The 25,487-nt window shown below is 70.3% G+C and carries 29 protein-coding genes; 19 read left to right on the top strand and 10 right to left on the bottom strand.

Annotation, left to right across the window (positions count from 1 at the left end):
* Nucleotides 1-46: 46 nt before the first annotated feature.
* The 5 genes from DVA86_RS18810 to DVA86_RS18790 all read right to left on the bottom strand — a co-directional run bounded on the left by DVA86_RS18810 (nt 47) and on the right by DVA86_RS18790 (nt 3,710).
* Complete coding sequence (locus DVA86_RS18810) at nt 47-670, bottom strand: methyltransferase family protein (protein WP_208879839.1); 624 nt, start codon at nt 668-670, stop codon at nt 47-49.
* On the bottom strand, nt 667-1,419 hold the full coding sequence (locus tag DVA86_RS18805; RefSeq protein WP_208879838.1) for a cation efflux transmembrane domain-containing protein: 753 nt from the start codon (nt 1,417-1,419) through the stop codon (nt 667-669). Before DVA86_RS18805 ends, DVA86_RS18810 begins: the two co-directional genes overlap by 4 nt.
* Nucleotides 1,419-1,754 (bottom strand): ArsR/SmtB family transcription factor, encoded by a 336-nt coding sequence (locus DVA86_RS18800; RefSeq protein ID WP_245996776.1) that lies wholly within the window; start codon nt 1,752-1,754, stop codon nt 1,419-1,421. Before DVA86_RS18800 ends, DVA86_RS18805 begins: the two co-directional genes overlap by 1 nt.
* Nucleotides 1,755-1,926: 172 nt before the next feature.
* Nucleotides 1,927-2,586: a response regulator gene (locus DVA86_RS18795; protein ID WP_208879836.1), complete on the bottom strand. Its 660-nt coding sequence runs from the start codon at nt 2,584-2,586 to the stop codon at nt 1,927-1,929.
* Nucleotides 2,583-3,710 (bottom strand): sensor histidine kinase, encoded by a 1,128-nt coding sequence (locus DVA86_RS18790; protein ID WP_208879835.1) that lies wholly within the window; start codon nt 3,708-3,710, stop codon nt 2,583-2,585. Before DVA86_RS18790 ends, DVA86_RS18795 begins: the two co-directional genes overlap by 4 nt.
* 231 nt (nt 3,711-3,941) lie before the next feature.
* On the opposite strand from DVA86_RS18790, the gene DVA86_RS18785 reads away from it, so the two are divergent.
* A complete protein-coding gene (locus DVA86_RS18785) occupies nt 3,942-4,340 on the top strand; it encodes a DUF6223 family protein (protein WP_208879834.1) in 399 nt (132 codons plus the stop codon).
* Between the two features lie 77 nt (nt 4,341-4,417).
* On the opposite strand, the gene DVA86_RS18780 is transcribed toward DVA86_RS18785, so the two are convergent.
* On the bottom strand, nt 4,418-5,689 hold the full coding sequence (locus tag DVA86_RS18780) for an APC family permease (RefSeq protein WP_208879833.1): 1,272 nt from the start codon (nt 5,687-5,689) through the stop codon (nt 4,418-4,420).
* A gap of 82 nt (nt 5,690-5,771) precedes the next feature.
* Between DVA86_RS18780 and DVA86_RS18775 the strand changes: the two genes are divergently transcribed.
* Nucleotides 5,772-6,557 (top strand): arsenate reductase/protein-tyrosine-phosphatase family protein, encoded by a 786-nt coding sequence (locus tag DVA86_RS18775; protein WP_208879831.1) that lies wholly within the window; start codon nt 5,772-5,774, stop codon nt 6,555-6,557.
* The gene (locus DVA86_RS18770) at nt 6,554-6,931 is read left to right on the top strand and encodes a VOC family protein (protein ID WP_208879829.1); all 378 of its coding nucleotides are present in this window, start codon (nt 6,554-6,556) and stop codon (nt 6,929-6,931) included. Before DVA86_RS18775 ends, DVA86_RS18770 begins: the two co-directional genes overlap by 4 nt.
* Nucleotides 6,932-7,058: 127 nt before the next feature.
* On the opposite strand, the gene DVA86_RS18765 is transcribed toward DVA86_RS18770, so the two are convergent.
* Nucleotides 7,059-7,667, bottom strand: coding sequence for a TetR/AcrR family transcriptional regulator (locus tag DVA86_RS18765; protein WP_208879827.1), 609 nt, complete (start codon nt 7,665-7,667; stop codon nt 7,059-7,061).
* 106 nt (nt 7,668-7,773) lie between these two features.
* Between DVA86_RS18765 and DVA86_RS18760 the strand changes: the two genes are divergently transcribed.
* The gene (locus DVA86_RS18760; protein ID WP_208879825.1) at nt 7,774-9,171 is read left to right on the top strand and encodes an MFS transporter; all 1,398 of its coding nucleotides are present in this window, start codon (nt 7,774-7,776) and stop codon (nt 9,169-9,171) included.
* Nucleotides 9,172-9,292: 121 nt separating this feature from the next.
* Here the strand turns inward: DVA86_RS18760 and DVA86_RS18755 are convergent, their stop codons facing one another.
* Nucleotides 9,293-10,111, bottom strand: a complete 819-nt coding sequence (locus DVA86_RS18755) for an AraC family transcriptional regulator (protein WP_208879823.1) — start codon at nt 10,109-10,111, stop codon at nt 9,293-9,295.
* An 84-nt stretch (nt 10,112-10,195) separates the two neighbouring features.
* Here DVA86_RS18755 and DVA86_RS18750 point away from each other — a divergent pair, with 84 nt between their 5' ends.
* A complete protein-coding gene (locus DVA86_RS18750; protein ID WP_208879821.1) occupies nt 10,196-11,629 on the top strand; it encodes an MFS transporter in 1,434 nt (477 codons plus the stop codon).
* Nucleotides 11,630-11,725: 96 nt separating this feature from the next.
* Here the strand turns inward: DVA86_RS18750 and DVA86_RS18745 are convergent, their stop codons facing one another.
* The gene (locus DVA86_RS18745; RefSeq protein ID WP_342776363.1) at nt 11,726-12,637 is read right to left on the bottom strand and encodes a F510_1955 family glycosylhydrolase; all 912 of its coding nucleotides are present in this window, start codon (nt 12,635-12,637) and stop codon (nt 11,726-11,728) included.
* A 119-nt stretch (nt 12,638-12,756) separates the two neighbouring features.
* Here DVA86_RS18745 and DVA86_RS18740 point away from each other — a divergent pair, with 119 nt between their 5' ends.
* From DVA86_RS18740 to DVA86_RS18730, 3 genes are all read left to right on the top strand, one after another.
* Nucleotides 12,757-13,227: a hypothetical protein gene (locus tag DVA86_RS18740; protein WP_208879819.1), complete on the top strand. Its 471-nt coding sequence runs from the start codon at nt 12,757-12,759 to the stop codon at nt 13,225-13,227.
* Nucleotides 13,228-13,845: 618 nt separating this feature from the next.
* Entirely contained in the window at nt 13,846-14,940 is a 1,095-nt protein-coding gene (locus tag DVA86_RS18735; RefSeq protein WP_208879817.1) for a PLP-dependent cysteine synthase family protein, read from the top strand.
* Complete coding sequence (locus tag DVA86_RS18730) at nt 14,940-16,235, top strand: MFS transporter (RefSeq protein WP_425470866.1); 1,296 nt, start codon at nt 14,940-14,942, stop codon at nt 16,233-16,235. Before DVA86_RS18735 ends, DVA86_RS18730 begins: the two co-directional genes overlap by 1 nt.
* A gap of 105 nt (nt 16,236-16,340) precedes the next feature.
* Here DVA86_RS18730 and DVA86_RS18725 read toward each other — a convergent pair whose 3' ends face one another.
* Complete coding sequence (locus DVA86_RS18725; RefSeq protein WP_208879813.1) at nt 16,341-17,381, bottom strand: C40 family peptidase; 1,041 nt, start codon at nt 17,379-17,381, stop codon at nt 16,341-16,343.
* Nucleotides 17,382-17,770: 389 nt separating this feature from the next.
* Here DVA86_RS18725 and DVA86_RS18720 point away from each other — a divergent pair, with 389 nt between their 5' ends.
* The 11 genes from DVA86_RS18720 (at nt 17,771) to DVA86_RS18670 (ending at nt 25,372) form a co-directional block, all read left to right on the top strand.
* A complete protein-coding gene (locus tag DVA86_RS18720; RefSeq protein ID WP_208884880.1) occupies nt 17,771-18,139 on the top strand; it encodes a BlaI/MecI/CopY family transcriptional regulator in 369 nt (122 codons plus the stop codon).
* Nucleotides 18,136-19,041, top strand: coding sequence for a M56 family metallopeptidase (locus DVA86_RS18715; protein WP_208879811.1), 906 nt, complete (start codon nt 18,136-18,138; stop codon nt 19,039-19,041). The genes DVA86_RS18720 and DVA86_RS18715 overlap by 4 nt, the downstream gene beginning before the upstream one ends.
* Before the next feature lie 88 nt (nt 19,042-19,129).
* Nucleotides 19,130-19,498, top strand: a complete 369-nt coding sequence (locus DVA86_RS18710; RefSeq protein WP_208879809.1) for a BlaI/MecI/CopY family transcriptional regulator — start codon at nt 19,130-19,132, stop codon at nt 19,496-19,498.
* Nucleotides 19,495-20,484, top strand: a complete 990-nt coding sequence (locus DVA86_RS18705) for a M56 family metallopeptidase (RefSeq protein ID WP_208879808.1) — start codon at nt 19,495-19,497, stop codon at nt 20,482-20,484. The genes DVA86_RS18710 and DVA86_RS18705 overlap by 4 nt, the downstream gene beginning before the upstream one ends.
* A 137-nt stretch (nt 20,485-20,621) precedes the next feature.
* The gene (locus DVA86_RS18700) at nt 20,622-21,074 is read left to right on the top strand and encodes a hypothetical protein (RefSeq protein ID WP_222623332.1); all 453 of its coding nucleotides are present in this window, start codon (nt 20,622-20,624) and stop codon (nt 21,072-21,074) included.
* A gap of 136 nt (nt 21,075-21,210) precedes the next feature.
* On the top strand, nt 21,211-21,843 hold the full coding sequence (locus tag DVA86_RS18695; RefSeq protein WP_208879806.1) for a thioredoxin-like domain-containing protein: 633 nt from the start codon (nt 21,211-21,213) through the stop codon (nt 21,841-21,843).
* A gap of 71 nt (nt 21,844-21,914) precedes the next feature.
* On the top strand, nt 21,915-22,469 hold the full coding sequence (locus DVA86_RS18690; protein ID WP_245997666.1) for a DUF305 domain-containing protein: 555 nt from the start codon (nt 21,915-21,917) through the stop codon (nt 22,467-22,469).
* Nucleotides 22,470-22,504: 35 nt separating this feature from the next.
* The gene (locus tag DVA86_RS18685) at nt 22,505-23,179 is read left to right on the top strand and encodes an SCO family protein (protein WP_425470865.1); all 675 of its coding nucleotides are present in this window, start codon (nt 22,505-22,507) and stop codon (nt 23,177-23,179) included.
* Between the two features lie 146 nt (nt 23,180-23,325).
* Nucleotides 23,326-24,099, top strand: coding sequence for a cytochrome c biogenesis CcdA family protein (locus DVA86_RS18680; RefSeq protein WP_208879804.1), 774 nt, complete (start codon nt 23,326-23,328; stop codon nt 24,097-24,099).
* Nucleotides 24,077-24,640 (top strand): DUF6153 family protein, encoded by a 564-nt coding sequence (locus tag DVA86_RS36290; RefSeq protein WP_425470864.1) that lies wholly within the window; start codon nt 24,077-24,079, stop codon nt 24,638-24,640. Before DVA86_RS18680 ends, DVA86_RS36290 begins: the two co-directional genes overlap by 23 nt.
* An 87-nt stretch (nt 24,641-24,727) precedes the next feature.
* Nucleotides 24,728-25,372, top strand: a complete 645-nt coding sequence (locus DVA86_RS18670; protein ID WP_208879802.1) for a DUF305 domain-containing protein — start codon at nt 24,728-24,730, stop codon at nt 25,370-25,372.
* The last annotated feature ends 115 nt before the right edge of the window (nt 25,373-25,487 follow it).

The following is a 25,487-nucleotide window of genomic DNA, read 5'->3' as shown; positions in this document are numbered from 1 at the left end:
TCGATCCGACGACGAGCCAGTGAAATGACGAGACGCTCGCGCCGGGCTAGGAGCGGTGCCCCTGCCCGACGCCAGGGACGAAGCGTCCGGTTCGGCCGGCGTAATCCGCGTACGAGCTGCCGTGCACGCCTGCGAGGTAGGGCTCCTCGACTACACGCACCTGCATCTCGACTGCGGCCAGCAGGAGGGCCAGGGATGCCACCGCGATCAGGTTGAGCACCATCAGGGAGAGCCCGGCGGCAGTGCCGATCATGGCGGTGAATACCGGATTGCGTACGTAGCCGAATACTCCGCCGGTGACCAGGTCGGTGCGCTCCGCGTCGTCGACCCCGACTCGCCAGGACGCGCCCATCGTGTTCTGCGAGAGGAGCGTCGCGGTGGCGCCGAGCAGGGCGACAACGCCGCCCAGGGCGTGAACCAGCAGCGATTCGCCGCCGGGTACGTGGGGCATGCCCCCGAGCGCGGCGAGTGGAGCCGCGGCTCCGCCGAGGAGGGCCAGGACGAAGAGCACCCCGGCCCACCAGGCGGCAGAACCCGGCGCTCCGGAGATGCCGCGGAATCCAGAATCGCCGGTGCGGCGGCGCTGCAGCACGGCTCGGAGGCCGAAGGCGGCTGTCGCCCACACCGCGAACAGGGCCAGTGCGGACCAGGCCCATGCGGAGGCGGTCATCGGGCAGTCGGTTCCGCTGACTCGGCCCGGTCCGGGGCGCAGCACGAACAGCCGGGGCGGCAACCGCATGCGTCTTCGCCGTCTGGCGCGCGTTTCTGCACGGTGGCCGTGGGCGGCACGGCGCAGCAGTTCTCTCCGCGCCAGGCTTCGCGGCCCTCCTTGAGGGCCACGGCCGCTATGACCAGGGCGGCGAGCGGATCGGCCCAGGACCAGCCGAGGGCGGCGTTGGCGACGAGACCGACCAGCAGAACGCCGGAGAGGTAGGTGCACAGCAGGGTCTGCTTGGAGTCGGCGACGGCGGAGGCCGAGCCCAGCTCCCTCCCCGCGCGGCGCTGGGCGGCTGACAGGAACGGCATGACGGCCAGGGACAGCGCGGCGAGGACGATCCCCGGCAGCGACGTGTCCGCCTCTCCGCTCTGGGTCAGCGACCGGACGGCATCGAATGTGACGTAGGCGGCGAGCGCGAAGAAGGAGCAGGCGATGATCCGCAACGCCCTCTTCTCGCGGGCGTCTTGTATGTCATGGTCGCTGGCGGAGAACTGCCACGCCACGGCGGCCGCGGAGGAGACTTCTATGACCGAGTCGAGTCCGAAGCCGATCAGTGCGGTGGAGGACGCGAGCGAGCCGGCGGTGATGGCGACGACCGCTTCGATGACGTTGTACGTGATCGTCGCCGCGACCAGGTAGCGCACGCGCCGCGTGAGCACCTCCCTGCGAACTGGGGAGGGGCCGAGCTGCACGGCTGCCATCAGCAGCATCCCTTCTCGTCGGCCTCAGGGCAGGTGCGGTCGGCCTCCACCGCGACGACTGCGTTGCGCAGGTCGTCCAGAGCGTGTCCGAGGCGGGCGTCGGCGAGTTCGTACCGCAAGCGCCGCCCCTGCGGTACGGCGACGACGAGGCCGCAGTCGCGCAGGCAGGCCAGATGGTTCGAGAGGCGGGTGCGCGTAATGCCCAGCTGGTCGGCGAGGTCCGCTGGGTGGGTCGGTTTGTCGCGCAGGGCGAGGAGGATCCGGCAGCGGATGGGGTCGGCGAGCGCCCGGCCGAAACGGGCCAGAGCGTCGATGTCCGTGGCGAGAGTCAGCACCCGCATGATGATACATGCAATCCTGAATTCAGAAAATCATGGACTATGGGCCGCCTGACCGCCGTACCCGGAGATCACGGTACGGGGCGTGAAGGCGGCGAGCACCGTGGCGGTGATGTGGCCGGGGCATGGTCGGGACGTCCACCGCGAAGTCGGCAACCACTGTCGGCTGTCAGCCGTTGCGCGGGGCGACCAGGCCGGATGCGTAGGCGAGAACTACGAGCTGGGCCCGGTCGCGGGCATGGAGTTTGGTCATGGCCCGGTTGATGTGGGTCTTCGCGGTCATCGGGCTGATCACCATGTGGTCGGCGATCTGGTCGTTGGACAGGCCTTGTGCGACCAGGGCGACCGCTTCGCGTTCGCGGCTGGTCAGCTCCTCGAGCGCGGCACTGGAGGCGGGGGGCGGCTGGGTGACGTACCGGTTGATGAGCTTGCGGGTGAGGGACGGGGCGAGCAGAGCGTCGCCGCGGGCGGCCACCCGTACGGCGTGCAGGAGGTCCTCCGGCACGATGTCCTTGACCAGGAACCCGGCGGCGCCGGCGCGCAGCACTTCGAACACGTACTCGTCCATGCCGTAGTTGGTCAGCATGACGACGTGCACGCTGGCCAGAGCCGGGTCCGCGGCGATGCGCCGGGTCGCCTCGATGCCGTCCATGACCGGCATCTGGATGTCGATGAGCGCGACGTCGGGCAGATGCTCCCTGACGAGCGCCACACCTTCTTCGCCGTCGGCGGCCTCGGCCACCACCTCGATGTCGTCTTCGAGGTCGAGCAGTGCGCGGAAGCCGCTGCGGATGAGCGGCTGGTCGTCGACCAGCAGGACACGGATCATGATGCTCGTTCCACGGGGAGTTCGGCCTGGACGGTGAAACCGTGCTCGGTGCGCGGCTGCGCGTTCAGTCGGCCCCCGAGGGCGGTGACGCGTTCGCGCATGCCGAGCAGCCCGAGGCCGGGGGCCGGGGCGTCATCGGGGGTGGCCTTGCCGTCGTCGTCCACCTGGATGGACAGCGCGTCTGGCCGGTATGCGATCCGGACCGCCGCGGTGGTGGCACAGGCGTGCCGGGCGGTGTTGGTCAGCGCCTCCTGGACGATGCGATAGGCGGTCCGGCCCACCGCGGCAGGTACGTCGTGCCGTTGCCCTTCGATCGTCAGCGTCGCGTGCAGCCCCATGGAACGGGCGCGCTCCACCAGTTCCGGTACGTGCTCGAGGCTCTGCGGCGGGGTCGTGTCGTCGTCGCGCAGCGCCTCCAGAGTCGCGCGCAGCTCCCGGGTCGCCTCCCGGCCGGCCGTCTGGATCGCCAGCAACGTCTCGGGCACCTGCTCACCGCGCCTGCGAGCGACGTGGACGGCGACCTCGGACTGCACCTTGATGATCGAAATCTGGTGGGTGAGGGAATCGTGCAGCTCCCGCGCGATGTGCAGCCGCTCCTCGTCGGCGCGGCGCCGAGCGGTCTCCTCCCGGGTGCGCTCGGCATCGTCCGCCCGCCGCTCGGCCTGCCGCAGCGCTTCCCCGGCGGCGAAGGCGGCGATCAGCCAGGCGATTTCCAGCACGTCCCGGGCCTGCGCGAACGCCTCGCGCGCCGGCCCGTCACGGAAGACCAGCGCCGTGAGAGGCAGGACGACGAGGAGCAACACGGATGCCGCCATCGTCTGGGCGCGGTGCCCGGCCCGCACGGCGCCGTACACCGCGACCAGGTACGAGACGGCGAGCACTTCGAAGCCCGCGGCCTCGTACCCCACCGCGCACAGGCCGGTGACAGCCAGCACGGCGATCGGAGCTCTACGACGTGCCACCAGCGCCAGACCTCCGGCCGCCAGCAGCACGGCGCCGAACAACTCGCGCTCCCCGTCCGGGTGCTGCCCGGACATTCCGGTTCCCAGCAGCAGTGCCGCCACGCTGACGGCCATCACCCAGTCCATGGCGCCGGCCGGGACACGAAAACGCCTTGTGTCCATGCGCGCACCCTAGCCGGACGTCGCTGCGGGCGAGTCCCGCCCGCGGACGAGCGGCCGGCTACCGCACCCGTGGTACTTGCCCGCCGTCTGCCGCATGCGCAGCAGTCGACTGCCATGTCGGTGGCAGCCCGAAGAGACCGCACCCGCCGGACGACCAGCAGGGCGGTGGCCAGGCACGCTCAAGGCACGGCGAAACCGCGGAAGCCGCCACGCACGAAGGAGGAGAACGGCATGAGCGCAACAGATGTCCTGACGGTGGCCGCCGAGGGCGGAGTCGTAGGCGACGGGCGGACGGGGGCCAACCTGGCCCTCGGGGTGGGGCTGATCGCCGTGGCCATTGGCTGTCTGGCCCTGGCCCGCCCCGGTGGCCGTATCAGCCTCGGCAACGCACGCACCGCCGCCATGTCGGCCATGGCGGCGGGCCTGTTCGGGGCGGCCCTCGCGGCGCTGCATCTGGCCACCTCCAGTGGTGGCCCCGGCACCGGCAACGGGATGGTGGGCGCCGTCGTGGCCATTCCCTTGGGGCTGATCGCCATGGTCATCGGCTGGCGCGCTCTCGCCCGCTCACGACGCGTTGAGCGGACCGCCGACCGCTTCGATCGCGAGCGGGAGTTCGAGTCCACCTCATAAGCACGGCCGGACCTACGTCGACGGCCGGCCCGGACATGTGAGTTCGGGTCGGCACCCCGCTCGTGCAGGTGAGCGGCTCAGGACGCCGGGCGGGCGCTGATGGACCGGCGTATGCCGTAGGCGGCGATGCCTGCGGCCAGGACCAGGGTTCCCGATGCGACGGAGTCGGCGGGCAGGGTGAAGGCCAGCACCAGGCAGCCGGCGAGGCCGACCGCGGGGACGAGGCGGGGCGGACGGTTCTCCTCCGGCGTGAGCGTCCAGGCGCAGGCGTTGGCGACGGCGTAGTAGACCAGGACGCCGAACGAGGAGAAGCCGATCGCGCCACGTACGTCGGCGGTGGCGGCGAGCACCACGACGACGGCACCCACCAGCAGTTCAGCGCGGTGCGGCACCTGGAAGCGCGGATGAACGGCGGCCAGGACGTGGGGCAGATGCCGGTCACGGGCCATCGCCAGGGTGGTGCGGGAGACGCCCAGGATCAGCGCGAGCAGGGACCCGAGCGCGGCGACCGCCGCCCCGGCCCGCACGACGGGCGCCAGCCAGTCCGCCCCCGCAGCCCGTACCGCATCCGACAACGGCGCGGCCGCCTCGCCCAGCCCGCGAGGGCCCAGCACCATCAGGACGGCGAGAGCCACGGCCGCGTACACGACCAGGGTCAGGCCGAGGGCGAGCGGGACGGCGCGGGGGATGGTGCGCGCGGGATCGCGGACCTCCTCGCCGAGGGTGGCGATGCGGGCGTACCCGGCGAAGGCGAAGAACAGCAGACCCGCCGCCCGCAGTACGCCGGTGACGGTGGCGTCCGAGCCGACGTCCAGCCGGCTGGTGTCCGCCGTCGACGAGGTGAGGCTCACGACCACGACCACCGCGAGCACCGCCAGTACGACGGCTACGACAGACCGGGTCAGCCACGCGGACTTCTGGATCCCGGCATAGTTCACGGCGGTCATCGCCACCACCGCGGCGACCGCCACCGCGTGGGCGTGACCGGGCCACACGTACGAGCCGACGGTCAGCGCCATCGCCGCGCAGGACGCCGTCTTGCCGATCACGAAGGCCCAGCCGGCCAGGTAGCCCCAGAAGTCGCCGAGGCGTTCGCGGCCATAGACGTAGGTGCCGCCGGAGGCTGGGTAGCGGGCGGCAAGCCGGGCGGAGGAGGTGGCGTTGCAGTACGCCACCACCGCGGCCACCGCCAGAGCGGCCAGCAGCCCGGAGCCGGCCGCGCGGGCGGCCGGGGCGAGTGCCGCGAAGATGCCCGCGCCGATCATCGAACCCAGTCCGATGAGGACGGCGTCGCCGACGCCGAGCCGCCGCTGGAGCTGAGGTGACGGGGTCTCGGCGGGCTGACTCATGACGTGCCTCCGTCTTCCGGCATTGAGCGTCAGTGCTCCCGACAGCAAGGTACATCAATTTGGTTTGATGTATTCTGGCTGCATGAGGCCCTCGGATCCTGCTGCCCCGGCGTTCGTGCAGCTGGCCTCCCACCCGCTGCGGTGGAAGCTGCTGGCCGAACTCGCCGCGAGTGACTACCGGGTTCGTGAACTGGTGGAGCGGGTCGGCCAGCCGCAGAACCTGGTCTCCTACCATCTGCGGCTGCTCCGCGACGGCGGGCTGGTCACCGCCCGCCGCAGCAGCTTCGACGCCCGCGACAGCTACTACCACCTGGACCTGCAGCAGAGCGCGGACGCGCTCGCCCGCACCGGTAGCGCCCTGCACCCGGCGCTGGGTTTCGCCCCCGCCCTGCCGTCGCCCTCGTCGTCGGCGTCGCCGGCGAGACGGCCCGCCGTCCTGTTCGCATGCACCGGCAACAGCGCCCGCTCCCCGATCGCCGAGGCACTGCTACGCCACCGCACCGACGGTCACGTCGAGGTGGCCAGCGCCGGCAGCCACCCCAAGCCCCGCATCCACCCCGACGCCGTACAGGTCCTGCGTGAACAGCACGGCATTGACATCTCCGGGCAGCGTCCACGACACCTGGACGCCCTGCTCGGCCGCCGGTTCGACTACGTGATCAGCCTGTGCGACAAGGTCCGGGAGGTCTGCCCCGACTTCGGCGACCAGCCACGGCTGGTCCACTGGAGCATCCCCGACCCCGCAGCAGCCACCAGCCCCGGCCCGGTCGGCCACCCCGCATTCGTCCGCACGGCAGCAGAGATCGACACCCGCATCCGCTACCTGCTGCCGCTGCTCACCCCCACGCCACAGGAGGTTCAGCCGTGACCACGCCCGAGCAGTTCGCCAGCGTCCGCTACCTCGTCGACGACGTCCAGGCGGCCATCGACTTCTACACCACCCACCTGGGCTTCACCCTCCGCAGTAACCCCGCCCCCGCCTTCGCCGACGTGACCCGCGGGCCGCTGCGGCTGCTGCTGTCCGGCCCGGCCACTTCCGGCGCCCGCGCCACTCCCAACGACCTCGGCGCCGGGGGCAACCGCATCCACCTGACCGTCGACGACCTCGACACCGAGATCGACCGGCTGCGCAGCGCCGGACTCACCTTCCTCAGCGATGTCGTCTCGGGCCCCGGCGGGCGTCAGATCCTGCTCACAGACCCCGCCGGCAACCTCATCGAACTGTTCCAGCCCACCCGCTGAGCAAAGTGCATCCACCGGCTCACCGCGCCGGTGATCACGCCCGGCACGGTGCGTCAACTGACTGAGCAGTGAGCCGCTTCGAGGGAGAGGCCCGGTCGCCCAGGCACGCCGCGCCCTCGTAGTCGGCTCACACTCCCGCGTCAGGTTCCGGCACCGGGCTTCCCGGCGGGGTGAAGGAAGCCAGCACCGTGGCGGTGATGTGGCCGGCGGCGCGGTCGGAGGTGAGACGACCGGCGCGGATCTCGTCGGCGGCGCTGTGCATGATCGAGTGCAGGACATTGACCAGCCATGCGATCGGCAGGTCGGTGCGGAAGATCCCCTCGGCGCGGCCGCGGGCGACAAGCGTCTCCACCCGGGCGGCGGGGCCGCTGTGCAGCTCACGGATACGGCCCGGGGGCAGTTCCCTCTGGGCGGCGACGAGCAGAGCCCGCGCCTGGTCCACCAGATGCCAGCTGGCCTCGACATAACGTGCCAGCGCGAGGAGCGGATCACCGGTCAGGTCGACCGCGTCCAGCGCGTCGTTGCTCCGGTCGACGGCGCGGCTCATCGCCGCGTCGACGACCTCCGCCCGGGAGGCGAAGTGCGCATACAGCGTCACCCGGCCCACACCCGCGGCACGCGCGATCTCACTGAGACTCGCCTCCGGGTTTTCCCCCATGCACTCGGCCGCGGCCTTGACGATCGCGTCGATGCTCCGTAGGGCGTCGGCGCGCTTGACGGTGCTTCTACTGCCCATGCCCCACACCCTACCCACATTAGTCGAACAGTGCTGTTTGGTTTGAGCTCCGACTAGGGCTAACCTGAACAACACTGTACGGGTTATCGGATCGAGGGGTGACGTCATGAGCGACACGGAAACCACCAGCGCACACGCGCCGGGAGCAGCCCATCCGCTGCGCTGGCCGATTCTTGGTCTGTTGGGGCTGGCGCAGCTGATGTTGATCCTCGACATCACCGTGGTCGCCATCGCCCTGCCTCACATGGGTGCCGAGCTGGACCTTGACCGCGCCGCCCTGACCTGGGTGGTCAGCGGCTACGCCCTCACCTTCGGCAGCCTGATGCTGCTCGGCGGCCGAGTAGCCGACGTGTTCGGCGCCAAGCGGGTCGTCCTCACGGGCCTCGCCGTGTTCACCGCCGCCTCTCTGGTCGCCGGGCTCGCCACGGGCGCCCCCCTTCTGCTGGCGGCACGGATCGCGCAGGGTGCGGGAGCCGCGATGCTCTCGCCCGCCGCCCTCTCCGTGGTGGTGCGGCTCTTTGACGGCGAAGAACGCAATCGGGCGCTGGGCATCTGGTCGGCGCTCGGCGGTGGCGGCGCCGCCCTGGGTGTACTGCTAGGCGGACTGATCACGGCCGGGCCGGGTTGGGCCTGGGTCTTCTTCATCAACGTCCCCGTCGGCCTGATCGTCCTCGTCGCGCTCACCCGGATACTGCCGGACCTGCCTCGGGCGGGTTCTGGATCCCTCGACGTACCCGGTGCAGCCCTTGTCGCCGCGGCCACCGGCTCCCTGATCTACGCCCTGATCCGTGCCGGTGACCACGGCTGGTTCGACGCCGTCACCGTCCTCCTGTTCGCCACCGCGGCTGCCGCCTACACCGGCTTCGCCGCCTGGCAGCACCGGGCATCGGTGCCCTTGATGGACCTCCGCCTGCTCAGCCGGCGCCCCGTGGTGGCAGGCATCTTCGTGATCGCGGTGGCCACCGCTTTGATGGTGGGTGTCTTCTTCCTCGGCTCGTTCTACTTCCAGAACCACCGGCACCACGGCGCCCTGACGACCGGGCTGCTGTTCCTGCCGGTGGCACTGGTGACCATGGCCGCTGCCACCGCCTCCGGCCGCGTGATCGGCCGCCTCGGCGCCCGAGTCCTGGCCGCAGTGGCCCTGGTGGTCGCCGCCGCTGGATTCCTCGTCCCCGTGCTCTGGTCGGGCACCGCCGCGATGGTCGTAGGCGTGAGCATCGCCGCGGCCGGTCTGGGGGCTCTGTTCGTCGTCGCTTCGGCCACCGCACTCGGCGACGTCGCCCCCCACGAGGCGGGTGTGACCTCGGGAATCGTCAGCACGTTCCACGAGTTCGGCGCCTCGGCAGGCGCCGCGGCCGTCTCCAGTGCAGCTGCCGCCAGCATCACTGCCCGTACCGGTACAAGCGCTGGCTCCGGGTTCGACGACGCGTTCCTCGTCGCCACGGGCGTGGCCGCCGTCGCCGCTGGCATCGCCCTGTGGCTGATCCCGGCCAGGGGTGATTAGCCCGACTCATACGAGCCATCAAGCGGGAGATCGACGGGTTGAACAGCCTTCGCAGTGTACTTATCGAGCGGGTCGCTCGAATCTTTGCGCCACGGGGTGAAGATCCATCTCGCAAAGAAGGCTATCGATCTTCGTCCCGCCGAGGCATCCCGTTGGTGCTGCTGTCGGAGCTCGTGTTGGTATCGCCATTGAGATAGCGCTTCGGCGAGGTGCCGACAGTTCGGCGGAACGCCGCGAGGAACGCGCTGGGCGTTGCGTAGCCGATGGTGTGAGCGACCCGGGACACGGGCTGGCCTTCGGCGAGAAGGGGCAAGGCCGCCCGCAGTCGCACATGGGTGCGCCAGCGATCGAAGTTCATGCCGGTGTCGTGGACGAACAGCCGTGTCAGGGTGCGGCGGCTCACTCCGACGGCCCGGGCGTGCGCCTCAAGGCTCCGCGGGTCGGCGGGGTTGGCGAGCAGCGCGTCGGCCACGGCGGTGACGCGTTCGTCGACGGGTTGCGGCACGTCGATCGGCGTTGTGGGCAGCGGACGCAGCAGATCCAGGACGACCGCCTCGGCCCGCAGCCGTACGCCGTCGGAAAGGTCTTCGCGATGGAGGTAAGCGATCAGGTGCGCCAGGAGTCCGTCGACGGCGACCGGGGTGGGCTCGGTCCAGTCAAGGCCGCACCGGTCCGGTTCGAGGTAGAGACTGCACAGCACCGCGTCGCGGGTCGCGCCGGTCCGGTGGACGACACCTGCGGGCAGCCACAGGGCGCGCGTGGGCGGCAGCACCCAGTACGCGTCATCGACGGCGACGCCCAGGACACCGCTTCGCGTCCAGGCCAGTTGGTGCTGCGGGTGGCTGTGCGCGGAGAACCACTGCCCCGATGACAGCGGAAACCGCGCAACGACGATCGCCCCCACCCCGGCGGGGACGGCACCCACGACAGCCTCGGCCATGCGTCCCAGCGTATGTCCTCATCGCGTTATGGCGTGGCCTGGTAGCGCATCGCGGCCAACGCCACCAGTGCATAGCGTCGTTCCATGCCGACTGATCGCTCGCGCGGACTGGCCCTGGTGGTGCTGTGCTTCGTGCAGTTCATGCTCGTACTGGACGACACCGTGGTGAACGTCGCCCTTCCCCACATCCGGGATGACCTCGGCTTCAGCGCCGCCGGTCTGGCGTGGGTCGTCAACGCGTACTTCCTCGCCTTCGGCGGCCTGCTGCTGCTGTCCGGCCGTGCGGCTGACCTGCTGGGGCGTCGGCGAGTCTTCCTGTGCGGCGTAGCACTGTTCGGTGTGGCGAGCCTCGCCTGCGGGCTCGCGCAGGAACCCTGGCAGCTGGTAGCGGGACGGTTCGCCCAGGGCGCGGGCGCGGCCATGGCCAGCCCGGCCGCGCTGTCACTGATCACCCTGCTGTTCCCCGGAGCCGAGGAGCGTGCCAAGGCGCTCGGTATCTGGGGCGGCATCGCGGGGCTGGGCGGCACGATGGGCCTGGTGATATCCGGTGCACTCACCGGGCTCGCGTCCTGGCGCTGGATCTTCCTCATCAACCTGCCGGTGGCGCTCGCGGCCCTCACACTGCTCCCGCGTCTGGTCGCCGAGAGCCGGGGAAGCCGCCCGGCACGCCTGGACGTAGCCGGGGCGGTGCTGGGTACCGGCGCCCTGGTATCGCTGGTCTACGGTCTGCTGCAGAGCGCCGAGGCGGGTTGGGGCCGAGCCGGTTCGGCCGGGCCGTTGTCCCTGGCCGCTGTGCTGGCGGTCGCGTTCCTCGTGGTCGAGTCACGTACGGCCGAGCCGCTGGTGCCGCTGTCGTTCCTGTCCTTCCGGATCCGCGCCGTCGCCAACGGTGCGACTCTGCTGTTCTCCGCGGCGTTCTTCTCGATGGCCTATCTGCTGATGCTGCATCTGCAGACCGTGCTGGGCTACCCCCCGCTCACGGCAGGCGTTGCCTACCTGCCGTACGGAGGCGGCATCCTGGCGGGCATGTGGCTCTCCTCCCGTGCGGTGATCCGGCTCGGAGAGCGTCGGACTCTGGTCGCCTCCTTCCTGATCAGCGCGGCCGGACTGCTGTTGCTGTCCGGTGTGGCGCCTGGCGACGCATACGGGTCCGGGGTGCTGCCCGGCATGCTCGTGACGAGCCTGGGCTGCGGGCTGTCGCTGCCGGCCCTGACGATCGCCGCGGTAACCGGGACCACTGAGGAGAACGCCGGTCTGGGCTCGGCCGTTCTGAGTTCCGTTCAACAAGTCGGCGGCGCCGTGGGGTTGGCGGTACTGGTCTCCCTGGCCGCGCATCGCACCGATACGCTGACCGGCTCGGCCACTCCGCAGCGCGCGGCGACGGAGGGCTTCTCGTTCGCGCTCACCATCGCCGCGGCTCTCCTCGCGCTGGGCGCCGTCCTCATCGCCACGCTGCTGGAGAGCCGTCGTGCCGGACCCGTGGCTGGCGTCCGCGAAGCCCCGGCAGCGCAGAGGTAGCCGTACCGGAATGGCTGACGGGTGTATGGGTACCCGCCACGGTGGTTTTCGCCCCGGCGATGCTCGTGAGCCGCACGTGTACGAGGGGCCGCGCGCTCAGTGGCCGCCGCCACCAGCGACCGGCAGTCGCTCGGTGAACGTCTTGCCGCCGTCCCGCGACTCGTACACGCCGCTCTGCGTGGCGGCCAGCACGCGGTCCGCGTCGACCGCGGTGAGCGCCTGGGGCTGTCCGCCGGGAACGGTACCGACGCGCTTCCAGCTGCTTCCTGCGTCGGTGCTGCGCTGCAGCTCACCAGTGGGGGAGATGCCATAGAGCGCCTTGGGCTCCGGCCAGGAGAGGAACGCCAACGCGGGCTCGGCTCCCTTGTCGAAGGTCCGTCCGCCGTCGGCACTCCCCGCGATACCGCTCTGCGTGGTGGCGAGCACCACCTGCGGCTTCTCGGGGCTGACGGCCAGGTCGAGTGCGCCGAGTTCGGCACGCGTGTCCCAATCGGTGCCGTTCTCGCTGACGCGCAGCACGCCGTTGGTGCTGTCGTAGCCGTAGATGGTGTCGTGCGCGAACTCCAGGGAATGGAAGTCCACTTCACCGCCGAGCGAGAGGGTCTTCCAGCTCTTCCCGGAGTCGGTGCTGCGCAGCAGCCCACGGTTGGCGGGCTCGTCGCTGCCCTCAGGCGGGTGACCGCTGCCGAGGAACGTCTTCGCCTTGGCCACGGTGAAGCCCATGTAGTCGGCTTTGTCGCTGACCCGCGCCGCAGCGCCGTCCTTCGCCACGGAGATCACGCCTTCGTGTGTGGCGACATAGAGACGGCCATCGGCCGGATCGATGCCGAGTCCGTGGATATGGCTGACCGTCACAGCCGAGGAGGAGGACGGTTCCTGCGCGCTGTCCGAGGCGGAATCGTTGGAGCACGCGGTCAGCACGGCCGACAGCAGCAGCGCGGAAGCGGCGGAGACAACACGGAGGCGGAGATGCATCGGGACGTCCTCGGGGATCGGGAGTGCCTCCACCTTATCTCCTAAGGAAAATGGGTTTTGGTGGTGGGTGGGTACGCCGCCCGCATTCCGCAGCAACCTGCTGTTACGGCGGTTGTCGCTTCGGTAGCCGATCAAGGGGTTAGTATCACGGCATGATCACGGCCCGATCGCGTTCTCGCGTACGGCGGTCCCGTGGAGCTGCGGCTCCGCTGCGGCTGCTCGGGCTCGTCGTGCTCGTGCTGGGGCTGATGTACGCGCACGGTGTGAGCGCGGAGAGCACGGCAGGGCATCTCACCGGTGGCGCGAGTGCGGCGCCGTCCGTACACATGACCTTCGGCGAGGGTGGCTGCGCGGAGGACTCCGCAGCGTCGCTTCCCATGACTGCGCCATCGGCGCCCGGCCACGGCGGACACGAGCACAACGGTCACGAATCCGGCCACGCCGTTCCGGACTGTGTTTCCGCGCAGCCGCACGACGACGTGGAACTCGAGGTTCCCAGCACGCCGTTGCGCTGGGAGCAAACCCGCCACGATCAGCCGCCCTTGAACGCGGCCAGCGATGTGGCCGCGGAGTCCGGTGTCCTGCAGACGCTGCTCAACCGTTCCACCATCCTGCGCGTTTAGAGCCCAGCTCGCTCCTCCACTCGTTCTCTCCCCGCTGACCAACTTCCCCCGCTGCCTGCCGCTTTACTGGCGGTAGCCGGCGCGGGCACGGAGGATCTGTGCTGTCTCGCGCCCTGTCCGGGGCGGGCTGGCTCGTCGCGCTCTTGCTGGGGCTCTCGGCCCTGACCACGGTTCTCTGCCTGCCGGCCGAGCACCACGACGGCAACGTTCACGGCCCTGCCCCTGCCCCTGCGCTCACCACCGCTCTCACGCAGCCTGCTGAACCAGCCGGTCCGGATACCCCCGAACTCTCGCGCCCCGCCTCCTGCGGGCCCACCGAGCACCTGCCGGCTGGATCGTCGGAGTCGCGCCAGACGCCCCGGCAGTCTCCCGACCTGCTGGCCGTCCGCGCCCCTGCTCTCACTTCCGCCCGGCACCCGGAAGCGCCGCTCCACATCACCTTCGGAGAGCAGAGACCGCGGACCGGACGCACCACACTCACCAGCATCTGCCGGTGGCGCATATAGACCGCGGCGCACCGCGCCCGACGCCACGAGCGGGAGCCGTCAAGGAGCCCGCTTCCGCCCGAGGGCCGCGAGCCGACCATCCATCGCGCCGCCATCGAACGAGAGCAGATACATGCGAGCCCCACTCACCGATACCTTCACCGACCGCACCGCCTTGTCCGGGCTGGTCGGCAACACCCCCGTCCTGCGTGTGACGCAGCCCTTCGCTCCCGCCGGACGAGGCTTCTGGGCGAAGCTCGAAGGCTTCAACCCCGGTGGCATCAAGGACCGTCCCGGGCTGCACATGGTGGAACGCGCCCGCGCCCGCGGCGAGTTGCGGTCCGGCAGCCCGATCATCGAATCCACCAGCGGCACCCTGGGACTGGGCCTGGCGCTCGCCGGGCTCGTCTACGGCCATCCGGTCACTCTGGTCACCGACCCCGGCCTGGAACCGTCCATGGCCCGGCTGCTGTCCGTCTACGGCGCGGACGTGGAACTCGTCACTCAACCGCACCAGGACGGCGGCTGGCAGCAAGCACGCCGGGACCGCGTCGCCCAACTGCTCGCGGAGCACCCTGGTTCCTGGTGCCCGGACCAGTACAGCAACCCCGACAACGTCGCCGCGTACACCCCGCTCGCCCTGGAACTCGCCGCACAGCTCGGCCACATCGATGTACTCGTGTGCAGTGTCGGCACCGGTGGCCACTCCGCGGGCATCTCCCGGGTCCTGCGCCAGCTCTACCCCGGGCTGCGGCTCGTCGGCGTCGACACCATTGGCTCCACCATCTTCGGACAGCCCGCTCGTACCCGCCTGATGCGCGGGCTGGGCTCGAGCATCCACCCGCGCAACGTGGCGTACGAGCACTTCAGTGAGGTCCACTGGGTTGCCCCGGGCGAAGCCGTATGGACCTGCCGCCAGCTCGCCACCTCCCACTACGCCACCGGCGGCTGGAGCGTGGGGGCGGTCGCGCTGGTCGCCGGGTGGCTCGCCCGCACGCTCCCCGCCACGGCGCGTATCGCGGCGATCTTCCCGGACGGGCCGCAGCGCTATCTGGAGACGGTGTACGACGACGCGTACGGGGCCACCCACGGTTTGCTCGACACACCGCCCGCCCCGGAACCCGAGGTGACGGGACGGGCGGACGAGAAGGAGGTCACCCGCTGGACCCGCTGTACCGAAGTGGTCGACCCGCTCTCCCTGACCAGCGCGGAAGAGGTGCCCCGGTGATGGCGCTCGTCGCACAGGTACGCACGTACGAACGCAGCGTCCAGCTGTTGATGGTCAACCAGTTCACCATCAATCTCGGCTTCTACATGCTGATGCCCTACCTGGCCGCGCACCTGTCCGGTTCGCTCGGTCTGGCGGGCTGGCTGGTCGGACTGATCCTGGGCGTACGCAACTTCAGCCAGCAGGGCATGTTCCTCATCGGAGGCACACTCGCCGACCGGCTCGGCTACAAGCCGCTGATCGTCGCCGGGTGCGTGCTGCGTACCGTCGGTTTCGCGACCCTCGCTCTGGTGAGCTCACTGCCCGCGCTGCTGGCCGCGTCGGCGGCCACCGGGCTGGCCGGGGCGTTGTTCAACCCGGCCGTACGGGCCTATCTCGCAGCTGATTCCGGAGAGCGCCGGGTCGAGGCGTTCGCCCTGTTCAACGTCTTCTACCAGGCGGGCATCCTGCTCGGCCCGCTGGTGGGCATGGTATTGACCGGGGTCGACTTCCGGGTCACCTGCCTGGTGTCAGCAGCGATCTTCGCGCTGCTGAGCGTGGTCCAGATCCGTGCGCTGCCCGCTCGACGGGCGGACGAGGCGGGCGGCACACAGAAGGCGGCGCGGGAGAGTGTGCTCGCCGAGTGGCGTGGCATCGTGGCGAACCGGCCCTTCCTGCTGTTCTCGCTCGCGATGATCGGCTCGTACGTCCTCTCGTTCCAGGTCTACCTCGCGTTGCCCCTGGAAGCGCGCCGCATGGGAGGCGACGGAATGGCAGGGACCGGAGCAGTGGCACTGCTCTTCGCGGCATCCGGGCTGAGCACGATCATCTGCCAGACGCGGGTGACCGCCTGGTTCAAAGCCCGCGTCCAGCCCGGACAGGCGCTCGCCTGGGGGCTGCTGACGATGGGGGCGGCGTTCGTCCCGCTGCTGGCGGCGACCGCTCTGCCCGTTCCGGACGGCGGTGTCGGGCAGTGGCTGCTGGCTGCTCTGCCTGCATCGCTCGCGGCGCTGCTGCTCGCTCTGGGCACGATGATCGCCTACCCATTCGAGATGGACACCATCGTCCGGCTCGCCGGCAACCGCCTCGTCGCCACCCACTACGGGCTGTACAACACCATCTGCGGCATCGGCATCACGCTGGGCAATCTGCTCACGGGTGCCGCGCTGGACGCTGCACGCTCTGCGGGCATGTCTGCGCTGCCATGGATGGCGCTCCTCGGCGTTGGACTGGCGTGCGCTGCGGCCTTGTACGGTCTGCACCGCACCGGTCGGCTGACCTCGGCTGATTCCCCGGCGCGGCCCGCCACGGTCTGACGGGTGCCGAACGACGGGGGAGGGGCGGCGGTTTCCGGGCCGTCCCTCCCCCGCCTGCGGCGGGCGGCGTCCGCGCCGTGGCCAGGCGGGCCGACGCCACCCGGGTCAGCCGATGCGTACTCCCCACATGAACGGCATGCCACTGCGGCTGATCGACTCGTAGCGCACTCCGGCGCCGGGCTTCGGGGCGTGGAGGATCTGTCCGTTGCCCGCGTAGAAGCCGATGTGGCTGAGGTCGTCGCGCATGACGATGAGGTCGCCCGGCTTGAGGTCACCCTGGGAGTTGATCCGCGTGCCCACCTCCGCCTGCGCCTGCGAGGTGCGGGGTATGGAGACTCCGGCCTGCTTGAACGCCCAGGACGTCAGCCCCGAACAGTCGAAGGAGTTCGGCCCGTCCGCTCCCCAGACGTACGGCATGCCGACCTTGCTCTTGGCCGCGTTGAAGGCGGCAGCCGCCCGCTGCGAGGCGCTGGCCTCGTTGCCCAGACTGGCCCGCGCGCTGTCGCGGTTCGCCCGCTGCTCCTCGGCCTTCATCTTCGCCCGCTCCTTCGCGGACAGGGTGTTGAGGAGCCGCTGAGCCTTGGCGAGCTTGCCTTGGATCTTCTCCTTCTTGGACCTCAGCTCGCCACGGCTGTTCGCGAGTTCGTCGAGCTTGCCAGTGGCTTCGGCGCGCTGCTGGCTGAGAGTGCGCTGCTTCGCCTGGACCTTCTTGAGCGTCCCGAGCTGCTTGCCGCTCATCCGGTCGAGAGTGGCAGCCTTGTCGAGATAACCGTCGGGGTCGGAGGAGAGCATCAGCTGTACGGAGGGGTCCATTCCGCCGCTGCGGTACTGCGCGGCGGCCATCGAACCCAGGCCGTTCCGGAGGTCGTTGAGCTCGCCCTGGCCGCGGGCCACGGTGTCCTGCAGACCGGTGACCTGTTTCTGCAGCTTCTTCTGCTTCTCGTCCGCGCCGTTGTACTTCTCGGTGGCCTGGGTGGCTTGTTCGTAGAGCCGGTCGACCTGTGCCTTGACGCCCTTCTTGCTGGGGTCGGGCACGGGGTCGGCCTGGGCGGTCTGCGTGGTGACGGCGACGGCCGCGGCGGTGGTGGCGGTGAGCACGGCCGCGTACGTGTGCTTCGGCTGCTTGGGACGACGGTGGGACGCCACGGGGGCGAGCTCCTTCTTCCTCAGCCGCCTGCCGGGTGTGAGGGCTCATGCCCCGGCTCCGCGCGGGCATCGCGGGAACGGCGGAGACCTCCGCCGCCACCCCGGGTGGGCGGCCGGCCGTGCGAAGGCGTGACGCCAGATCCTAAACAGCTAAGGACTTTCGCTGCAATCGTCGGTACCGTGCTGCAGTCTGCTGGTACACGAGGTTCTTCAGGGCTAAGCGACTTAGCGAAGGGATGGGCCTGCTGCGCGGGGAGCCTGACGAAGACGGCCAACCGCCCACCGCGGCACCGAGACCCGGCACCTTCGGGGCCTGCCCACGGTCCTTGACTAGCATGAGGCCGGGTCGGTGCGGCAGAGTACCGGCATCGGACGTGGAGGGAGCGGTGGTGCGGCCGCTGGGGGAGCTCGAGGCCGAGATCATGAACCGGCTGTGGGCATGGGGCCGGGCCGCGACCGCGCGCGACGTGCTCACCGATCTCAGCAAGCAGCGGCCCGTTGCCTACAGCACGGTCAAGACGGTCGCCGAAATCCTCTACCACAAAGGCCTGTTGAAGCGGGAGAAGGCCGGGAGGGCCTGGGTCTACGAGCCGACCTGCACGCGCCAGCAGTACACCGCGGCGCTGATGCGCGAGGCGCTCGGCAGCAATCCGGACCCCGCGGGCGCGCTGGTCAGTTTCGTGGAGGGGATCTCGGCGGACGAGGCGGAAGCCCTGCGGTCGGCGCTCCGTTCATCGAAGCGGCGGGGCGGAGGGTGACCTCGGCTCTCGCGCTCGCCGCGTACGCCGTCCTGGTGGGTGTGCTCGCGCCATACGCCGTGACGCGGGCGCGCTGGCCGCATCGCACCCCGGCTGCGGCGGTCTTCGTCTGGCACGGCCTCATGGTGACGTTCGTCGTGACGACGGCGCTCGCCGCCTACCACCTGATCGTGGGAGAGCGGCATGTCCACAGCGGCGTCCAAGGCCTGCTGAATGCCTGTGGCCTGGTGCCCGCAGTCCTCCCCGGTCAGACGGCACCGCTCGGAGCCGATACGGCGCTGCTCCTCGCGGTCCTCGTCCTGCTGCTTCCGGTCGGCTGGTTTGTGCATACGGTGCGGAGCACCCGCCGTGTGCAGGGCCGCCACCGGGACATGCTCGCGCTGGTCGGTGTGCCCGCGCCCAAGTACGGTGCGACGATCGTGGAGCACGACACCCCGGTCGTGTACTGCCTGCCGGGCCGCTACCGGCAGGTCGTCGTGACGACCGGAGCCGTTGAGGTCCTGTCCCCGGAGCAGCTGTACGCGGTACTGGAACACGAGCGCGCCCACATCGCCGGGCGGCACCATTTGCTGCACGCGGTACCGGCGGCGTTCGAGCGCACTTTCCCCCGGCTGCCGCTCGCCGTGCAGGCCCGGGAACAGACGGCGCTGCTGCTGGAGATGATCGCCGACGACCGGGCGCTGCGCGCCTGCTCGCACGAGGTACTGGCTGAGGCGATCTGCGAGGTGGCGGCCGGGCAGGCGCCGCGTGCCGCGTTCGGCGCGGGCGGGTCGAACGTGTCCGTCCGGGTGCGGCGGATTCTCGACCCCCGGGCCGTGAGGCGTCCGTCGCCCGGAACGTGGTGGGGGGTCGTCAGCGGAGCCGCGGCCGTAGCCCTGGTCCCGCTGCTTCTGTCCTGCTGAGGGCCGCCCCCACGGGCGGGGCACCGTCCGGAGTGCGGGCAGGTTCTAACATGCAGGGGGGATTTCCCATGACGGAAAGGCAGGCTGGATGCGGGGCTTCGGCGAGCTTGAGCAGGCGATCATGGACACGGTATGGGCGGCGGAAGCGCCGGTCACCGTACGGGAGGTCCTGGACCGGCTCACCGTTGAGCGGCAGCTCGCGTACAACACCGTGCACACGGTGACGGAGGTCCTGCACCGCAAGGGCTGGCTGTCCCGGGCCAAGGACGGCCGGGCGTACCGCTACGAGGCGACCAGGAGCCGTGAGGAGTACGCCGCCTCCCTCATCGACCAGGTATGGGCGAGCGGCGCGGACCGTACAGCGACGCTGGTGCGGCTCTTCGACGAGCTGGACGAGTCCGAGGTCGCCGAGCTGCGAGCCGCACTCGCCGCACGTGCCAAGGAAGATCGCTCATGATCTCCGCCGCCCTGCTGCTCGGCTACGCGGTCATGCTGGCCGCACTGGCGGCTCCGGCGCTCGGGCGGGCGGCGTGGACCGTACGCGCACCTCGTCTGGGCATCTGGGTGTGGCAGGCGCTCACCGCGTCCGTGGTGCTCTCGGTGGTGCTGGCCGGGCTGGTGGTGACGGTGCCCACGGTGCGGGTCAGCGGGAGTCTGGGCGACATGTTGCACGCCTGCGCGCTGATGCTCCGCGCGCAGTACGAGACGCCTGGCGGGGCCACCGCCGCCGCGACCGGCAGCGTGCTGGCGGCGGCGGTGGCCGGGCGTATGGGCTGGTGTCTGGCTGCCGCGCTGTGGCGGGCGCGACGAGAGCGCCGGGCGCACGCCCGCGTGCTGGCTCTGGTCGGCACCCCGGACACCGCTCTCGGGGTGACGGTGCTCGAGGACGCCCGGCCCGCGGCCTACTGTCTGCCGGGCCTCGGACACCGCATCGTGCTCACCTCGGCTGCCTTGGCCGCGCTGGAGCCGAAGGCGCTGGCGGCGGTCATCGCGCACGAGCGAGCGCACATCCGGGGGCGCCACCATCTGGTGCTGGCGTACGCGGAGGCGCTGGAGCGGGCGTTTCCTCGTACGGCACTGTTCCGTACGGCCGCGACACAGACGCGGCGGCTGGTGGAGATGGCCGCGGACGATGAGGCGACAGCCCGGTCCGATGGACCGCTGCCGCTCGCCGGCGCGCTGCTGGAACTGGCCGGAGCCGGCGGCCGGTCCGGCGGTCCGGCCGCCTCGCTCGCGGCGGGGGGTGACGTGGCGCACCGCGTGCGCCGGCTGCTGGGCCCGCGCCGCCCGCTGCGCAGGGCCGTGAGCTGGGTGGGCGCAGGGACGGCAGCCGCTGTGCTGGTACTGCCGTTCGTCCTGGCGGCGCAGCCTGCCGTGGCCGCGACCAGCATGAACGCCTGCCCGCTGCTGGACGCCCCGGCGGTCTCGGAATCGGCCCACTGACCGGGTCCTGGCCGCGGCCGGCGCCTGGTAGATTCACCGGCAGCCTCTCCTAGACTGCTTAGGTGGACAGGATGTCAGCAGCCGCACGCCGACTTCGCGATCCTCGCGGTCGCGTATACGCGCGCGGCGGCGGGCCCTTGGGCGCGCTGGCCATCGTGCTGTCGACGCTCACGGCCACGGTGCTGATGTGCCTCTCCGGAACGGCGGGCCAGTTCGCCCCGGCTCCTGGGCCCGCGATGAGCGCGGCGGCGAAGCCGATGTCGATGGCCGTCTCGACGATGCAGCCGGTGCAGGCAGCCGTGCCGTACGACGGCAGCCGCACGGCTCAGGAGATCGGGCACGGTGAGGGTGCGTCGATCTGTGAGGCGTGCGTCCGTGAGGACGCCGGCGGACACTGCGGGGGCCATGTCCCGGATGCTGTCCGCTCCGCTGTTCCTCCCGGGGGGACGGGCTGCCCGGGCGTCGTCGCGGACACCGCGGGCGGCGCGCGCGTCCTGGACTCCGGGGGATCAGCTGACGTGGGCCCGCCGGGTGCCGTCGCCGCGGCTCGGCCGCCCGACCTTCATCTGCTGCAACTGCTGCGCGTGTAGGCGGGTGTGTGGCCGGAGTTCCGTGCGTGCAGGTGAGAAAACCGCCGCACCGGCGCCCGGCCGTCCGCAGCCCACCCGTCACGCAGCAGTCCCGCCCCCGACGCACAGGGGTGCCGGGCAGAAGGACAGGCACACCATGGCCAAGAACAGGAACAAAGCCGCGACCGACCGCCGCGCCCGCATAGAGGAGATGCGCCGCGCTGAGGCCGCCCGCGACCGCCGTAACAAGATCCTCGCCATCAGCGCGGCCACCGTGATACTCGCCGCCACCATCGGGGGCGGCTGGTACCTCTTCTCCGCTGCCGAAGAGGAGGAGCAGGCGAAGACCGCGCCGATGGAGGGGGAGAAGACGTGGGACAAGCTGGGCCGGGATCACGTCGAAAAGGACGTCGACTACCCGATGACGCCGGCTGTCGGCGGTGAGCACAGTCCCGTCTGGGCCAACTGCGACAGCGAGGTCTACACCAAGGAGCTCAAGGAGGAGAACGCCGTCCACTCGCTCGAGCACGGCGCGGTCTGGATCTCGTACAACGACAAGGCGTCCCGCAACGACGTGAAGGCCCTTACCGAGCGTGTCGAGAAGACCTCGTACACCTTCATCAGCCCGAACGCCCGCCAGTCCTCGCCCATCACCCTCAGCGCCTGGGGCCACCAGCTGACGGTGAAGAAGGCGTCCGACCCGCGCGTCGGCAAGTTCGTCGAGAAGTACGTGCAGGGCGAGCAGACTCCTGAGCCGGGAGCCGCCTGCACCGGTGGGACTTCGGCGTGAGCGGACTTCGACGGCGGTGGTGGCCCGCCGCGTTGTGTACGTTCGTCGCGCTCTGGCTCGCCGTCCTCACCCTGGTGGTGCTGACAACGCAGCCGTGGGAGACGGAGCGTCCCGGTACGGACTCGGCGGACGCGGGTTTCGCGCGGGACATGGCCGTGCACCATCAGCAGGCGGTGGAGATGTCGTTCCTCGTACGCGACAGCACGGATGACGAGAACGTGCGCCGCCTCGCGTACGACATCATCAACACCCAGGCCAACCAGCGCGGCATGCTCCTGGGCCGGCTCGAGACGTGGGATCTGCCCAAGACTTCCGAGAGTCCGCCGATGGCCTGGATGGGCCACGACATGGACCACAAGCCGCAGGACGGCTCCCGCATGCCCGGCATGGCCACCGACACGCAGCTGGACACCCTGCGCGAGGCCACCGGAGAAGACGCCGAAGTGCTGTATCTCCAACTGATGACCGCACACCACCGGGGCGGGGTCGACATGGCCCGCGAGGCCGCCGGGCGAGCGGAGGACCGGCAGCTCGCGAGTCTCGCCAAGGGCATGGTGCGCAGCCAGCGTTCCGAGATGACGCTCATGGCGGCCATGCTGAAAGAACGTGGTGCCAAAGCCAGTTGAGGCACCGACGACAACACGACGAACCAGGAAGAAACGTGCGCAAGACCACCGTACGCATGGCCGCGCTGACGTCGGCGGCAGCGCTGCTTCTGGCCGGCTGCGGCAGCGAGGGCGGGGAGGCGGCCGACGGCGCCGAGCCGGTCGTTTCCACGTCCGCTACCGCCAAGAGCGCCCGGGCCGCGACCGTGCTGGACCAGCCGTTCGCGAAACCGGACGTCACCCTCACCGACACCCGAGGGGAGAAGTACCACCTCGCAGAGGAGACGAAGAAGCGCCCCACCCTCCTCTACTTCGGCTACACCCACTGCCCGGACGTCTGCCCGTTGACGATGAGCAACATCGCCATCGCCAAGTCCCGGCTCCCGCAGGCCGACCAGGACAGGCTCCGCGTCGTCTTCATCACGTCCGATCCGGAACGTGACACCCCAGAACGGCTCCGCAAGTGGCTGCGGGGCCAGGACCCCGACTTCGTCGGACTGACGGGAAGCTTCGACACCATCCAGAAAGCCGCCCGCAGTGTGGGTGTGGGGATAGTCGAGCCGGCCAAGGACAAGAAGGGCAACGTCGTTTCGGCGCACGGAAAGTCCGTGCTCGCCTTCTCGCCGAAGGACGGGAAGGCCCATGTGATCTACGGCGAGGAGGCGACCGTCAAGGACTACACCCGGGACCTGCCCACGCTCATCAAGGGCAAGACGCCGGGCACCTCCTGATCGCCTGCCGGCGCCTCGGAAGAAGGCGCACCTTCACGCGTCGTCGCCGGGCCTTCCGCGGTGCTCCCGCACGGCAGTGAAAAACCTAAGCTGTATAGGAGATAGGGTGCTGTCGACCGTGCTTCCGTGAGTGAAAGGACGCCGTCGTGCCCGTCGACGTCAGTCAGGTGGTCGGATCCGGATCTCTGCTCCTGGCCGCACCCATCGCGTTGGCTGCGGGCGCCATCACCGTTGCCTCCCCGTGCTGTCTGCCGCTGGTGCCGGGCTACCTCTCGTTCACCACGGGCATGACCGCCGCAGACGCCCACGAGGCCCCTTCCTCCGGCGGCAGACCGGGGCGCCGGGCACTGCTGGGCACCGCTCTGTTCATCCTCGGCTTCGCCGCCGTGTTCACCGCCTACGGCGCACTTTTCGGCGCCCTCAGCACCGTGCTGCTGGCCCACCAGGACACGCTCATACGCGTTCTCGGCGTGCTCACACTCCTGCTGGGCCTGATGTTCATGGGCGTTCTCGACCGCCTGCCCCTGCTCTCCCGCACCCTCAAACCCCGCTACACGCCACGCGCGGGCCTCGCCAGCGCTCCCGTTCTCGGGGTGATGTTCGGCATCGGCTGGACACCGTGCATCGGGCCCACTCTCGCCGCCGTGCTCTCCCTGTCAGTCACCACCGGCACCGCCGGCCGCGGCGCGCTCCTCGCCTTCCTCTACGCCGTCGGCGTCGGCATCCCCTTCCTCCTGTTCACCCTTGCCCTCGGCAAGAGCATGCGCACCTTCGACCTGGCCCGACGCCATGCCCGTACCTTCATGCGCCTCGGCGGCGGGCTCCTGGTCGCCGTCGGCCTTGCCCAGGTGACCGGTCTGTGGAGCCGGATGATCTACGAGATGCAGATCTGGATGAGTGCCTACCAGCTCCCCTTGTGACCACGCGCGGCCTGTCACAGCGCTCATCGCGGTCGTCGACACCGCGTTCGTGCGACCAATCCGCTGCGATGTCTACGATGAGGACGTGAAGCGCGCCGTGTCCCTGCTCCGTACGCGACCCGGGTCGCAGCTGAGAACTGTGTTCGTGCTCGTCGTACTGGCCGGGGTACTGGGCATGCACGGTCTCGGCACGGTGAGTACGCCACTGGCCGAGCGCCCGACTTCACACGCCGCATCCGGGATGCCGGCATCAGGCACCGCATCGCATGGCGGCCTGTCCGGGAATGCGGCCGCAGCCACCGAGACGGCGCAGCACGCGTGCGACGACGGCCAGGGCAGCACACCCGCGCCGCACGACGACCACGCTGACGAACAGTGCCTGTCCGGTGCGGTTCCCGGCCCGCCCGCCCCGCCCGCGCTGTCGGAGACAGTGCTGTCCCCAACGGCCGCGGCATCGACCGTCTCCGCCCCCACCGCGTATGAGCCAGTGGGCGGACGCGCTCCCCCCACACTCGCGGAACTCCAACTGCTGCGGATCTAGAAGTCGCCCCAGCAGCGCAGCGCCTCACCAGGCCTGACGCCGTTACACGGGTATGCCTTGATCCGAACCAGCAACAGGAGTCCCACCATGAACACCCTTCGACGCAACACCCGTACTGCCGTGCGCCGCACCGCACTGGCCGCCGCCGTGACCGCTGCCGCGCTCGTCCTCGCCGCTTGCGGCGGCGACGACTCCGGCAGCGGTGACAAGCCGAGCCCTTCCGCGTCAGCCTCCGAGAAGACAGGGGCCCACAACAAGGCCGACGTCTCCTTCGCGACCGGCATGATCCCGCACCACCGCCAGGCGGTGGAGATGGCCGACCTGGCCGAGACCCGGGCTTCGTCCAGCAAGGTCAAGGATCTTGCCGAGAAGATCAAAAAGGCCCAGGACCCGGAGATCACGACGATGTCGGGATGGCTGAAGGCCTGGGGCGAGAAAGTGCCCGAGGACATGTCCGGCATGGACCACGGCGGCATGGACCACGGCGACGACTCCGAGATGCCCGGCATGATGGACGGGAAGGACATGGAGAAGATGAAGAAGTCCGAGGGCAAGGACTTCGACACCATGTTCCTCAACATGATGATCGAGCATCACGAGGGCGCCGTCGAAATGTCGCAGACGGAGAAGAAGAAGGGGGCGTACGGCCCCGCCACGTCCCTGGCCGACGACATCATCGCCGCCCAGAACGCTGAGATCGCCCAGATGCGGAAGCTGCTCGGTAAGGACTGACCACAGCCGACGGGTGCGGGGGCGGCGCTTGCCCGCCCCCGCACGCCCGCGGCCAGATCAGGCCGTACAGGATCGGCCCGCCCGAGGGGGTGCTGCGAGGGCGGGCAGTGCGACA

Origin of the sequence: Streptomyces armeniacus, from assembly GCF_003355155.1 — a bacterium.
Classification (GTDB): Bacteria; Actinomycetota; Actinomycetes; order Streptomycetales; family Streptomycetaceae; genus Streptomyces; species Streptomyces armeniacus.
The sequence above is the reverse complement of the archived record's forward strand: the minus strand, read 5'-3'. Positions and strand labels throughout refer to the sequence as shown.